Below are 12,892 nucleotides of genomic sequence, written 5' to 3'. Positions count from 1 at the left end.
AATACTCCCAACGGCTGTACTGGCCAGGGGATGCTTGCCATGGGCTTCTATTCGATACTCAGCTTGTAACCAATGCCGCGCACGGTTTGCAGCCAGACGGGATTGGCCGGATCCTGCTCGATCTTGCGGCGCAGACGGTTGATCTGCACGTCAATGGTCCGTTCGCCCACTTCGCCATCCTGTCCGGTCAGTTCATGACGCGGAATGGTTTCACCGGCGCGCTCGGCAAATATCGCCATAATATCCTGTTCGCGGTCGGTCAGCTTGATCGTTTCCATGCCTTTCTTCAGCTCGCGGCGCGGAATGAAGAATGTGTAGGGACCAAAGACGATCTGCTCGATTTTCGGCTGTGCCGGGGTCGCGCCGCGGCGCAGGATATTGTTGATCCGCAAAATCAGTTCGCGCGGGTCGAAAGGCTTGGGCAGATAATCATCCGCGCCTGCGGCCAGCCCATCAATACGGCTGTCGGTTTCGGAAAGTGCGGTGAGCATCAGGATCGGCACATTCTTCTGCTCACGCAGCGAGCGGGTGAGCGAGACGCCGGTTTCACCGGGCATCATGACATCGAGAATCAGCAGATCAAAATCGATGCCTTCCAGTTTGCGCCGCGCTTCGGCGGCACTGCCCGCCATCGTCACGCGAAAACCGCTGGCGGTAAGATATTGCGAAAGAAGGCTGCGGATACGTGTATCGTCGTCAACAACAAGCAGATGCGCTGCATCATCCGAAAGAGTATTTTCTTCTACAGCCATGGCGCCGTTCGATCCCATCCTGTTTCTGTCTGGCGCAATATGCTGCGCCGGATTTCCATCTTAGCTATTGAGACGCGGCCCGTCCATTCGCCGGTTCGGCTTGGGCATCATCACCGCTTTTGTCTTGCAACTTTGTTGTGGGCAGTTGCACGGCATTTTCTGAGGCGGCAAAATCATCGATCTGTTTTCGCCTTTCAGGATTGACCATATTATAAAGGAAGCGCTCAATGATTTCGCGATCTTTTGCATCAGACTCTTCCAGAGCACGCGCGATACGGCGTGACTGCGGCAGGGCGAGCGCAAGGGTCAACTGGCGACCACTTTTGGTGGGATAAAGCTTGCGATGGCGACGATCATGGAGGCCCGTGGCCTGAACAACATGGCCGGTATCGATGAGTTGCTTGAGAACGCGCGAGAGGCTTTGCTTGGTAATGCGCAATACTTCCAGAAGCTCGGCAACCGTCATGCCCGGCTTGCGGTTGATAAAATAAAGCACCCGATGGTGCGCGCGGCCAAAGCCGATTTTTTCGAGGATGAGATCGGGATCGGCGGTGAAATCGCGATAAGAAAAAAACAGCAGTTCAATGACGTTGAGGTCAGCCGCCTCCAGTGTCGTCAATGGATTGCTTATATAATTCATGTCGTTCGTCGAATTCACATCGAGGCTCCATCCTGATTTGATAAATATGTCAGCATTATTGACATAACTCAATCACCAAGATAATTTTTGGTAAGTCCAGAGTGGTTTTTCGGAACAAAAATTATGCCGCTATAGGTGAAAGAAGAAATAATTGCGTTACCTGCCATGATACGCTCCCCCATAAGGGGGATAGCGAATTATGGCGAGTGTTATTTTGCGTTTGTGGCGGAAATATTCTTGCTTTGCCTTTAGCTTATTTGTTCCATCGGCCAAACGGGCGAAAAATATCTGTCTGAACGGCGGTCTGGAACGGGCCGCGGAGAAACTTTAAGGAAGAGAAAGATGGCTGAGGTTCCATTCGATCAACGAGACGGATTTATCTGGCTGGACGGAGAGTTTGTCGCCTGGAAGGACGCGAAGATTCATGTGCTCACGCATGGTCTGCATTATGCGAGCGCCGTGTTCGAAGGTGAGCGCGCCTATGGCGGCGAGATATTCAAGCTGACCGAACATACGCAGCGCCTGCACGAATCTGCGCATATTCTCGGGTTCGAGATTCCTTACAGTGTCGAGGAGATCAACGAGGCCTGCCGAGGATTGCTTGAAAAGCAAGGCTTCAAGGATGCCTATGTCCGCCCCATCGCCTGGCGCGGTTCGGATTCGCTGGGTGTTTCCGCGCAAAACAACCGCATTCATCTTGCAATAGCCATCTGGCAATGGCCGAGCTATTTCTCGCCGGAAGAGAAGATGAAGGGCATCCGGCTGGATATTGCAGAATATCGCCGTCCCGATCCTCGCACCGCACCGTCCCGGTCCAAGGCCTCGGGGCTTTACATGATTTGCACCATTTCCAAGCATGCGGCAGAAGCCAAGGGTTATGCCGATGCGCTGATGCTGGACTGGCGCGGGCAGGTCGCCGAGGCGACGGGTGCAAACGTGTTTTTCGTCAAGGACGGCGCATTGCACACCCCGATCCCCGATTGCTTCCTCGATGGCATTACGCGACGGACCATTATCGATCTTGCGAAGCGTCGCGGCATTGAAGTCATTGAACGGGTCATCATGCCGGAAGAAATGGCTGATTTCTCCGCATGCTTCCTATGCGGAACCGCAGCCGAAGTGACACCGGTTTCGGAGGTTGGTCCCTATCGCTTCCAGCCCGATGAAATTACTAACATTCTAATGAACGACTATGTCGTTGAAGTTCAGCCCAAGCGGATAGCTGCCGAATAACAGGCTTTAAACAGAAAAGAGCGGCTTTCAGGCCGCTTTTTTACTAATATTATCCTTATTGTTTGACATTGGCCCGTTTCAGTACAAGTGTTTTTATGTCGGATTCGCATTTTTCCGGCTTTTTAACTCGGATGGGGTGACGAACATGGAATCTCTATTGCCTATCATTCTCCAGCTGGTTGCAGGGGTAGTCGGCGGAAATGTTGCCGGTGCCGCAAAGAACATCAATCTTGGAACCACAGGAAACACTGTTGCCGGCGGCATCGGTGGTGTGATTCTCGGCCAGCTTCTCCCATTGCTATCCAATGGCGGACTGGACTCCGTGCTTAATGGTGTAGTTGGCCAATTGGCTGGCGGCGGCGTTGGCGGACTCATCCTGACGGCGATTGTCGGGCTGATCAAGAACTCGATGGCGAACAAAGCCTGAATACACGTCCTGTCTGGATTTGGAGAGGGCGACCGACGCACTTGCGAGAGGGATTCGGGCGGCATTGCCGCCCGTTTATTTAGGGCCGGGTCTCATAGAGCCTTTTCACAGCCGGCCATGCGCATTATGTGACATCTACAATATATCAGACTGAATGGAGTGCTTCCCATGGGACAATTGCAGGCTATCATCGTTCCGGTCACGCCATTCCAGCAAAACTGCACGGTGCTTTTCGATGCTGACACGAAAAAGGGAGTCGTGATCGATCCGGGCGGCGATCTTGAACGCATCAGGGAAGCAATCGCCTCGCAGGATGTGCAGGTGGAGGCTATCTGGCTCACGCATGGCCATATTGACCATGCCGCTGGCGCCATGGATCTGAAAGAAGATCTCGGCGTCGATATTATCGGCCCTCATAAGGACGACAAGTTTCTGCTCGATAATCTGGCCACGACCGGCATCAAATATGGCCTGACCGAAGGCGTGCGCAATGCCGTGCCGGATCGCTGGCTGGAGCAGGGAGACAGCGTTTCTCTGGGCGAGCATAAATTCGATGTGTTCCACTGTCCGGGCCATGCGCCGGGTCATGTGGTTTACTTCAACCCCGATGCACGATTTGCCATTGTTGGTGATGTTCTGTTCAACGGATCGATCGGGCGCACCGATCTGCCGGGCGGCGATCATGCCGCGCTGATCCGTTCGATCAAGGAGAAGCTGCTTCCGCTGGGTGATGATATTGGTTTCATCTGCGGTCATGGGCCGGGGGGACGCTTTGGAGAGGAAAGACGTGGCAATCCGTTCCTGACAGGAAGCGAATGAAAAGACTTGAAGGGGTTCTGATGATTCCGTTCAAACAGGAACCTCTCCAAGCCATTGCAAAAAGCCGCCCAATGGGCGGCTTTTTTATGATCCGGCTTAATTGGCGGTGCAGAAGTGATCCTGTCCGTCATAACCGCGATAGGTTCCGGTGGTCGGATTGAAAGAGCGATACCGGTCGGAGCAGTAATCATACCAGCTGCGGCTCCATGGCTCGAAATCTGCACGATATTGCACGGCGCGTGCAGGTGGAGCCGGGTAATAGGCGGGTGGAGGAGGGGGAGCATAGACCGGTGCCGGTTCGACATAGACCCTTTGCTGCGGCTGGCTCAACGCACTGCCGATCAATGCGCCCGCTGCCAGTCCGATCACACCGGCGGCAACCGCATCGCCGGTTCTGTTGTGACGGTGGTGACTATAGGACTGATGCCACCCGCCGCCATGCCAGTCTCGACGGCCCCAGGAATCTGCGGAAGCCGTTGCCAGTGGCGCTGAAACCGCCGCTGCCGAGGCAATGGCCAGGATGGTCATTTTTGCAAATTTGTTCATTGTGCGCTCCTTCAGAAGCATGAATATCAATAGCGATATAAAAGCGATGGCGCGCTTCCCTATCGAGTATGAACAGGAAGTTAATCTTTTTGACATGAATGAAGGCTGAACGATGTTCAAGCAGCTTTAAGAGAGGGGTCAGGCTGGTAAAATACAGCCAGCTTTCGTAATATTTCGCGCGTTATCCTGACGGCATTGCCAAAACAGCATGTGCCGGGGCAATGAAAAACCCCGGCTTTGGCCGGGGTGGAAAATCTTTTGTGTAAACGATTACTCGGTGATGGAGATGTTCACAGCTTTCGGGCCCTTACCGCGACGGTCCGGTTCCGTCTCGTAAGAAACTTTCTGGTTGTCTGCAAGTCCTGCCAAGCCAGAGGCCTGTACAGCAGAAATATGCACGAAGATGTCTGCACCGCCATCATCGGGCTTAATAAAACCGAAACCTTTTTCGGAGTTGAAGAATTTGACCTGACCGGTCTGTGCCATTGGATCCGTTCCTTTTCCTGGCGCCACTGTCCTTATTAGAAACAGTGTAATTACGTCTTCAGCCGAGCGCACCACACACCCGGCAGAGGGTCATGCAGGCAGTTCTCGACATTGGAAAGGAACCGATCATTGCCAGAGATTACTCTCTAACCCGGAACTTCTAGCGGTTCCGGCGCGCCGTTCTTCCAGTCTTCCATTTGTACGCAAAATGCCCGGACAGCCGAAGACTGATCTATGATGCGGTGTTTGGCAAGCAAATTCTTTGTGTCACAGATAAATGGTCATCTTTGAACCGGTTTTGCCAAAATCCTTTACAAAAATTTCGAGAATATCATCCGATAATTCCAAAATAGAACATTTAAGCCGCACTATATCGGCTTCTATGCTGGTATAGCATGACGGGTTGCTTATTTATTGCGCAAAACTATGCATGCTCCGCCAGCCGCCCGCAGTTTAGCGCAGGTGTTGTCGGCCTCCATGCGGTTATCGGCACCGATCCGAACCGCATAGATGCCCCGCCGTGCGATCGGCGTGCGTATTCGACTGATGACGGGATGGTGTCCGGCCAGGATGGATGGAAACTGCTTGCGCAGCCTGTTCCACTGATTGAGCGCGACGGTGCGGCGAAAATTGCCTGCGACCTGAATCCCCCATGGTTTGGGCTTGATGCGCGACATGGGGATGGTGGCGGTACGGATGACCGGCAGGCGCTGGCACGCCTGCGCGAAGGGCAATTTGGGATCAAGAGGCCGGTTCACGATTTCAGTGCCGGATACAAAATTATCGGCAGGCATGCCGGTCAGGTCGAGGACGTAATCCTCCGTTTCCAAGGGAAGAAAGCCGCCTGACTGTATCCAGCGCGAAACACGGCCCGGGCCGGCATTATAGGCGGCGGCGGCAAGTCCCCAATTGCCGAAATCACCCTTCAGATCACGCAAGAAACGCGCCGAGGCCGGGATTGCCTGTGCGACGTCGAAAGGGTCCGACAGACCGCGTTCTTTGGCCGTATAGGGCATGAACTGCGCAATGCCCTGTGCGCCGACGGGGCTGACGGCGCGGTGATCAAAACGGCTTTCCTTCCAGATCAAACGGGCGAAGAAGTCTTTGGGGATTCCATGGGTGTCGGCGCTGGTTTCGATCAATTCGCATATATCGCTGATCTTTGGCGCGGATTCCTTTGCGGGCGGCTGAGGCTCATCCATGGGAGAGGCGGAGCCATGATTGTTCGGCGAGCAAAAGACGAGCATCAGAACGAATGCCGCCATTGCAATATCAAATCGCCGCATGTCGATGCTTCCCAATTTTGCCCGAAGTCAGAATAACGCATCTATGCCATATGTCGATGCGGACGGGCGCTGAATGGGGCAACCAGAAAACTAAGATCAGGACCTAGAGTATCATCAAAGGTTCGTCCTTGACCGGACGGATGGTCAGGGCAGTGCGCACCGAATCCACATTGGGCGTGGCGGTCAGTTCCTCGATAACGAAGGTCTGGAATGTGTTGAGGTCGCGTGCCACGCAATGCAGCAGGAAGTCGGATTCGCCTGATACCATCCATGCACGGCGAACCAGGGGCCAATGTTTGGTTTTTTCGGCAAATGCCTTGAGATCGGCATCGGCCTGCCGATGCAGGCCGACAGAGCAGAAAGCGACCAGATCCTGTCCCAGAGCATTGCCGTTCAATATTGCCCGATAGCCGCGGATGATGCCGCTTTCTTCAAGCTTGCGCACACGGCGCAGGCAGGGCGGCGCGGATATGCCGACCCGTTCAGCCAGTTCGACATTGGTGATACGCCCGTTATCCTGGAGCTCCCGGAGGATTTTCCAATCAATTTCATCCAGGTCGGCCTTGATCGGCATGTAAAACTCCACGCGCAAGGAAATTTCATTCCAGGGTAATTATAAAATATTCCGCGCCGTCAAAGCGCAATCTAGTCATGCTCATAACAAAAGATGCAGCCCTGTGTAAACCGTCCATGGAGCGCTCAGCGCACCCAGAAAGTACGTGTGAACAGGATAAATACAGTCACCAGCTCAAGTCGCCCTGCAAGCATGAGAAACGAGAGTACCCAAAGCGCGGGATCGTCAATGGTGGAATAATTGCCCACCGGACCGATCGTATCTCCAAGCCCCGGCCCGACATTGGACAGGGCAGTCAGCGCTCCGGTAAGGGCCGAGACGAAATCGAGGCCCAGCGAGGCCAGCAAGACAGCGCCGATAATCAGCGAAGCGATGTAAAGAAACAGATAAAGCAGGACGCTTTGCGCAATTTCGCCGGATACTTCCGAGGAACCATAGCGAATCTTTATAACGGCGTGAGGCATGATGAGACGAACCAGATTGGCCCGTGTCAGGCTCCAGAGGATGATGAGGCGGTTCATCTTGATGCCGCCCGATGTCGAGCCGGCACAACCGCCAAGAAACGAAGCCAGAAAGAAAATGCCAATGGCAGGCGGTCCCCAGAGGGAATAGTCCTCGGTTGAAAAACCAGTGGTGCTGATGACGGAGACGAAATGAAACGATGCCAGGACGAGTGCATCGCCAAAGGGAATATGTGGCCCGGCCCGCAATACGATTGCGAGGAGAAAACTGAACCCGATGACGAGCGTGAGGAAGAGCTTCATTTGCGGATCAGTGAGCAATTCGAGCCTGCGCGGCATGAAAGCCTTGATATAGAGAACGAAGGGCAGGGCCGAAAGCACCATGAAAATGGTTGAGATCATCAGGAGCGCCCGGTTGTTTTCGTAAAAGCCCAGCGACGCATCATGCGTGGAAAAACCGGCGGTCGCGACGGTGGACAGGCCATGGTTGATTGCATCGAAAATGCTCATGCCCACCGCGAAATAGGCGATGATGCAGGCTGCGGTCAGGCTCAGATAGGCGCTGACAATACCCAGCGCGATCTGGTTCATGCGCGGCAGGATTTTTTCCGACTTGTCGGAATTCTCCATATGGAAGAGGGCCAGCCCGCCCGCGCGCAGCGATGGCAGCATGAGCAGCGCCAGGCCGATGAAGCCGATGCCCCCGATCCAGCACAGCAAGGAGCGCCAGAGCAATATGCCGCGCTGCATATCGTCAAGGCCGGAAAGCGCCGTTGCACCCGTTGAGGTAACGCCGGACATGGCCTCGAAGAAGGCGGTGGCATAGCTGATGGGCAGATGCGAGAAATAAAGCGGCATCGAGCCGAGAAAGCTTGCGGTCATCCACAGGCAGACCGTCAGCAGAAAGCCCAGACGCGGCGTAAATCGCACGGTCGCCTTGTGGGTTGCGACGAATACCAGTGCTGAAAGGGCGGCGGTCGCGGCGGCTGAGCGCACGAAGATCAATGCGTCATCGCTGCCATCGCGCAGGTCGATGGCGGCAGGCAGCAACATGGCAGCGGCCATGAAAAGGCCGAAACGCGCGCAAATATTGGCAACAGTCTGATAAATGGCGATCGTCTCCGGCGACTGGCGAGGCGTATTTACATTCTGCCTGTTTAATGCGGGATCGGCTCAACCGCAATGCGGCTGTGTTTCGAGGTTCTGCATGAAGGCGACAAGCTGTGGCTAAACCGGCGCTCATGCCTGTCAAACCTTGCAATGCGCGGGTAGTGGACCTACCTTGGCCATAATATCCGGGCATTGGCAAAAGTGGAGCGCGAGCGGGCGATTCTGGTAAGCTGGCGGCCCGCGATCACCAAATATACGACCGGAGAAAATATCCATGTCACAACGCCATGCGCCCGTCATTGTCATCGGTTCCGGACCGGCAGGCTATACGGCGGCGATCTACGCCGCGCGCGCCATGCTCAAGCCGATCGTCATTGCGGGCTTGCAGCAGGGCGGGCAGTTGATGATCACCACCGATGTGGAAAACTATCCCGGCTATGCTGATCCGGTGCAGGGGCCCTGGATGATGGAGCAGATGGCAGCGCAGGCTGAAAATGTCGGTGCGGAGATCGTGCATGACATCATTACCGAGGTTGAAACGACACAGCGTCCATTCCGCCTGATCGGCGATTCCGGTACGGTCTACACTTGTGACACCCTGATCATTGCCACCGGCGCGCAAGCCAAATGGCTCGGTCTCGAAAGCGAGCAGGCGTTCATGGGCGGCGGTGTTTCCGCTTGTGCGACCTGTGACGGTTTCTTCTATCGCGGCAAGGACGTGGTGGTTGTCGGCGGCGGCAATACGGCGGTCGAAGAGGCGCTTTATCTTTCGCATATAGCAAAAAGCGTGACCGTGGTGCATCGGCGCGATGGATTCCGCGCTGAAAAGATTCTTCAGGATCGCCTGCTTTCGCGTGAGAACGTCAAGGTCATCTGGAACAATGTCATCGACGAGATTGTAGGGACAGAAGCCAAGCCGCCAATGGGGGCAACCGTCACCGGGGTTCGCCTGAAAGACATTGTGACGGGGGAGACGCGTGAACTGGACACGCATGGGGTCTTCATAGCTATCGGCCATGCTCCGGCAGTGGCCCTGTTCGAAGGCAAGCTCAAACAGAAGCCGAATGGCTATCTGTGGACGGCGCCCGATTCTACTGCCACGGATGTACCGGGTATCTTTGCAGCCGGGGATGTGACGGATGATGTCTATCGTCAGGCAGTCACTGCTGCCGGTATGGGCTGCATGGCCGCGCTCGAAGCCGAACGCTGGCTGGCTGCACAGGAACCGCTGCACGAAGCAGCGGAATAATGAGGGGAGAAAAACGTGGCCGCACCGCTGGATTGGGACAAACTGCGCATATTCCATGCGGCGGCTGAGGCCGGTTCGTTCACGCATGCCGCACAGACCCTGCGCCTGTCGCAATCGGCGATTTCGCGTCAGGTGAGCGCATTGGAGCAGGATGTCGGTGTTCCGCTGTTTCATCGTCATGCGCGTGGTCTTATCCTGACGGAGCAGGGTGAAATCCTTTACCGCACGGCGCATGACGTGCTGATGAAGCTTGAAAATGTCCGTTCCAAGCTGTCGGAAAGTCGCGAGAAGCCGACGGGCCGTCTGCGGGTGACGACGACTGTCGGGCTCGGCTCCGGCTGGCTTGTCGAGCGCATCCAGGAATTTGTGGATTTATATCAGGATGTGCAGCTTCAGCTCATTCTCGATAATGAAGAGCTGGATTTGACGATGCGGCATGCAGATTGCGCGATCCGCCTGCGCCAGCCGCAACAGCCGGACCTCATCCAGCGCCGTCTTTTTACCGTGCATATGCATGTCTATGCCTCGGCAAGCTATGTTTCCAAATATGGCAAGCTCAACTCCATCGATGAAATCGACCAGCATCGTATCGTAACCTTTGGGGAGCCTGCGCCCAATTATCTGACGGGATTAAACTGGCTGGAGGTCGCAGGACGAGCGGATGGAAGTGCGCGCATCCCGGTGCTTCAGGTCAATAATCTGCTTTCTGTCCGCCGTGCAGTCCAGCGCGGCGTTGGTATCGCTGTATTGCCCGACTATATGGCGGACAAGGATGCCGGTCTGGTGAAGCTTTTGCCGGAACTGGAAGAAATACCCTCCTTCGATACGTTTTTCTGCTATCCGGAAGCATTGAAGAATTCGGCGAAGCTGCATGCTTTCCGCGATTTCCTTTTTTCCAAGGCGCGTAACTGGACGTTCTGATCCGGTGTAGCGAAATTCACTCGGACAACGGGTTTACGATGTGATTCGCAGGCCGTTTGTTTGCCGACTTTGTATTTCAGGCCGGATATGCCGGCGGCGGTGCCGATGGCCAGAATTGCTTCTTCCTTTTAACTAATTGTTTTTAAAAAGAATTACGCTCGAAACAAGCCATGCGTAAAATGCATGGCTGCATTGCGCTAAAGTCGTATTGCCAAAACGCCATGCAGGGAGCATATAGAGATCATCTCAGCGCTGCGTTTCCTCCTCCCATTTGCGCGGGCTGAGTGTTCCCCTCTGGAGGTTTGCCTAAGGGCACCTTCAAAACTCAAAGCCAGACATTTGTCTGGCTTTTTTTTTGGCTTTTTGGCTTTTTGGCTTGGGGGGGGGAAATGATCGTCTTTCTATATTGCACAAAGAAAAGGGGCCTTGCGGCCCCTGTCTCTTGTTATTTTATACCAGCTCAACGCAAGCTTGCGCAGAAGCGCTGGATGCGCGTGCAGGCTTCTTCGAGCAAGGCTTCAGATGTCGCATAAGAAATGCGGAAGTTCGGGCCGAGGCCGAAGGCTGAGCCATGAACGACGGCAACGCCTTCTGTTTCCAGAAGGGCTGTGACGAAATCTTCGTCGGTTTCGATGACCTTGCCTTCCGGGGTCTTCTTGCCGATCAATCCCGCACAGGACGGATAGACATAGAAAGCACCTTCCGGGGTCGGGCAGGTGATGCCGCTTGCCTGATTGAGCATGGAAACGACCAGATCGCGGCGTCCCTGGAAGATTTTCTTGTTGGTGGCAATGAAATCCTGCGGGCCGTTCAGTGCTTCGACCGCTGCCCATTGCGCGATGGAGCAGGCGCCGGACGTCTGCTGACCCTGAACCATGTCCATGGCCTTGATGAGCTGGAGCGGACCTGCGGCATAGCCAATGCGCCAGCCGGTCATGGCATAGGCTTTCGAGACGCCGTTCATCGTAAGCGTGCGCTCATAAAGCGACGGTTCGATCTGTGCGGGCGTGGTGAAGACAAAATCGCCATAGACAAGATGCTCATACATATCGTCGGTCAGAATCCACACATGCGGATGACGCACGAGAACATCGGTCAATGCCTTGAGTTCGGCTTCGGTATAAGCGGCACCGCTGGGGTTTGAAGGCGAATTGAAAATAAACCACTTGGTCTTAGGCGTGATCGCCTTTTCAAGATCGGCTGCGGTCAGCTTGAAGCTGTCTTCGAGCCTGGTGTCGATGAAAACCGGCGTGCCGCCATTGATCGCCACCATTTCAGGATAGCTGACCCAATAGGGAGCCGGGATAATGACCTCATCGCCGGGATTGAGGGTCGCCATGAAGGCATTGAAGAGAATCTGCTTGCCGCCAGTGCCGACGATGACCTGCTCCGGCTTATAGTCGAGGCCGTTTTCGCGCTTGTATTTTGCGACAATCGCCTGGCGGAGTTCAGGAATACCGGCCACGGGCGTATATTTGGTTTCGCCGCGATTGATCGCTTCGATGGCGGCCTGCTTGATATTGTCGGGCGTATCGAAATCGGGTTCGCCTGCTCCCAGGCCAATCACGTCCTTGCCTTTGGCTTTCAGTTCGCGTGCTTTCTGGCTGACCGCGATGGTCGCGGAGGGCTTCACACGTGAAAGGGCGTCGGCGAGAAATGCCATGATCGTTCTCCATAGATGGCAGGATCAGATAACCGGCACCGGGCGTGGTCCGGTCTTGCGCCATTTCTATGTCTCATTGGCGCACGAATCGCAACAAAAGCTTTATGGATTTGCAACAAATTTGGCGTTCCTGCGCCTGTATGTGGCAAAAATGGCTGATTTCATCTTATGCCTATACGCATGATGCGCATCGCTGCGGATGAGAGGGCATGCGCCGCTTGAATGGCTGCCTGCATGATAAGAAAAAGGCGGGGTGTTTCCCCGCCTTCTTTTATTTGTTCGTGTCAAGTACCGATCAGGCTGCGACCAGATTGTCGGCAGACGAACGACCCGAACGACGGTCCTGAACGATTTCGTACGAAACCTTCTGGCCTTCATCGAGCGTGGCAAGGCCAGCGCGCTGAACGGCGGAGATGTGAACGAAAACGTCCGCACCGCCCTGATCCGGCTGGATGAAGCCGAAGCCCTTGGTCGTGTTGAACCACTTGACTGTTCCCGTAGCCATGGGAAATTCCTTTGTAACGTTAGTAGTCTTTAGTCCGCATGCTTCGCATACGTCCCTGTGAATCGAATTTATGGACAGGAGATCGTCAGGAAGCACGGACAGGCCGCACGGGTCGCAAAGTCACTTGACCGAAAAATCGATGACGCCACTATATGCGACAAATTTGACCAATACAAGACGGCTGGATTTTGTCGTGCATTGATTTCGCTGCGGCATTTTT

General features: G+C 54.8%; 15 protein-coding genes. 6 read left to right on the top strand and 9 right to left on the bottom strand.

Annotated features, from left to right (window positions below):
* Nucleotides 1–47: 47 nt before the first annotated feature.
* The gene (locus DKP76_RS13670) at nt 48–770 is read right to left on the bottom strand and encodes a response regulator (protein WP_109707356.1); all 723 of its coding nucleotides are present in this window, start codon (nt 768–770) and stop codon (nt 48–50) included.
* 46 nt (nt 771–816) lie between these two features.
* Nucleotides 817–1,410, bottom strand: coding sequence for a MarR family winged helix-turn-helix transcriptional regulator (locus DKP76_RS13665; protein ID WP_245410238.1), 594 nt, complete (start codon nt 1,408–1,410; stop codon nt 817–819).
* 324 nt (nt 1,411–1,734) lie between these two features.
* Between DKP76_RS13665 and DKP76_RS13660 the strand changes: the two genes are divergently transcribed.
* The 3 genes from DKP76_RS13660 (at nt 1,735) to DKP76_RS13650 (ending at nt 3,871) form a co-directional block, all read left to right on the top strand.
* The gene (locus tag DKP76_RS13660; RefSeq protein WP_109707355.1) at nt 1,735–2,625 is read left to right on the top strand and encodes a branched-chain amino acid aminotransferase; all 891 of its coding nucleotides are present in this window, start codon (nt 1,735–1,737) and stop codon (nt 2,623–2,625) included.
* A 145-nt stretch (nt 2,626–2,770) separates the two neighbouring features.
* Nucleotides 2,771–3,052, top strand: a complete 282-nt coding sequence (locus DKP76_RS13655; RefSeq protein WP_109707354.1) for a hypothetical protein — start codon at nt 2,771–2,773, stop codon at nt 3,050–3,052.
* Nucleotides 3,053–3,220: 168 nt separating this feature from the next.
* Nucleotides 3,221–3,871 (top strand): MBL fold metallo-hydrolase, encoded by a 651-nt coding sequence (locus DKP76_RS13650; RefSeq protein WP_109707353.1) that lies wholly within the window; start codon nt 3,221–3,223, stop codon nt 3,869–3,871.
* A gap of 96 nt (nt 3,872–3,967) precedes the next feature.
* On the opposite strand, the gene DKP76_RS13645 is transcribed toward DKP76_RS13650, so the two are convergent.
* The 5 genes from DKP76_RS13645 to DKP76_RS13625 form a co-directional block, all read right to left on the bottom strand.
* Entirely contained in the window at nt 3,968–4,417 is a 450-nt protein-coding gene (locus tag DKP76_RS13645; RefSeq protein ID WP_109707548.1) for a BA14K family protein, read from the bottom strand.
* Between the two features lie 270 nt (nt 4,418–4,687).
* Complete coding sequence (locus DKP76_RS13640; protein ID WP_109707352.1) at nt 4,688–4,903, bottom strand: cold-shock protein; 216 nt, start codon at nt 4,901–4,903, stop codon at nt 4,688–4,690.
* A gap of 407 nt (nt 4,904–5,310) precedes the next feature.
* Nucleotides 5,311–6,105, bottom strand: a complete 795-nt coding sequence (locus DKP76_RS13635) for a lytic transglycosylase domain-containing protein (protein ID WP_245410243.1) — start codon at nt 6,103–6,105, stop codon at nt 5,311–5,313.
* 187 nt (nt 6,106–6,292) lie between these two features.
* Nucleotides 6,293–6,763: an Lrp/AsnC family transcriptional regulator gene (locus tag DKP76_RS13630; RefSeq protein WP_109707351.1), complete on the bottom strand. Its 471-nt coding sequence runs from the start codon at nt 6,761–6,763 to the stop codon at nt 6,293–6,295.
* A 125-nt stretch (nt 6,764–6,888) separates the two neighbouring features.
* A complete protein-coding gene (locus DKP76_RS13625) occupies nt 6,889–8,289 on the bottom strand; it encodes a TrkH family potassium uptake protein (protein WP_109707350.1) in 1,401 nt (466 codons plus the stop codon).
* A gap of 319 nt (nt 8,290–8,608) precedes the next feature.
* Here DKP76_RS13625 and trxB point away from each other — a divergent pair, with 319 nt between their 5' ends.
* Both trxB and DKP76_RS13615 read left to right on the top strand, forming a co-directional pair.
* Entirely contained in the window at nt 8,609–9,583 is a 975-nt protein-coding gene (gene trxB, locus DKP76_RS13620) for a thioredoxin-disulfide reductase (RefSeq protein WP_109707349.1), read from the top strand.
* Between the two features lie 15 nt (nt 9,584–9,598).
* Nucleotides 9,599–10,504 (top strand): LysR family transcriptional regulator, encoded by a 906-nt coding sequence (locus tag DKP76_RS13615; RefSeq protein WP_109707348.1) that lies wholly within the window; start codon nt 9,599–9,601, stop codon nt 10,502–10,504.
* Nucleotides 10,505–10,964: 460 nt separating this feature from the next.
* Here the strand turns inward: DKP76_RS13615 and DKP76_RS13610 are convergent, their stop codons facing one another.
* The gene (locus DKP76_RS13610) at nt 10,965–12,167 is read right to left on the bottom strand and encodes a pyridoxal phosphate-dependent aminotransferase (RefSeq protein WP_109707347.1); all 1,203 of its coding nucleotides are present in this window, start codon (nt 12,165–12,167) and stop codon (nt 10,965–10,967) included.
* Between DKP76_RS13610 and DKP76_RS13605 the strand changes: the two genes are divergently transcribed.
* Nucleotides 12,166–12,351, top strand: coding sequence for a hypothetical protein (locus DKP76_RS13605; protein ID WP_109707346.1), 186 nt, complete (start codon nt 12,166–12,168; stop codon nt 12,349–12,351). The two genes, DKP76_RS13610 and DKP76_RS13605, sit on opposite strands and share 2 nt — an antisense overlap.
* Before the next feature lie 111 nt (nt 12,352–12,462).
* Here the strand turns inward: DKP76_RS13605 and DKP76_RS13600 are convergent, their stop codons facing one another.
* The gene (locus tag DKP76_RS13600) at nt 12,463–12,672 is read right to left on the bottom strand and encodes a cold-shock protein (protein ID WP_109707345.1); all 210 of its coding nucleotides are present in this window, start codon (nt 12,670–12,672) and stop codon (nt 12,463–12,465) included.
* Nucleotides 12,673–12,892: the final 220 nt, after the last annotated feature.

It is taken from the genome of Falsochrobactrum shanghaiense, from assembly GCF_003149535.1.
In the GTDB taxonomy this organism is placed as follows: domain Bacteria; phylum Pseudomonadota; class Alphaproteobacteria; order Rhizobiales; family Rhizobiaceae; genus Brucella; species Brucella shanghaiense.
This window is presented reverse-complemented; position numbering and strand designations above follow the sequence as displayed.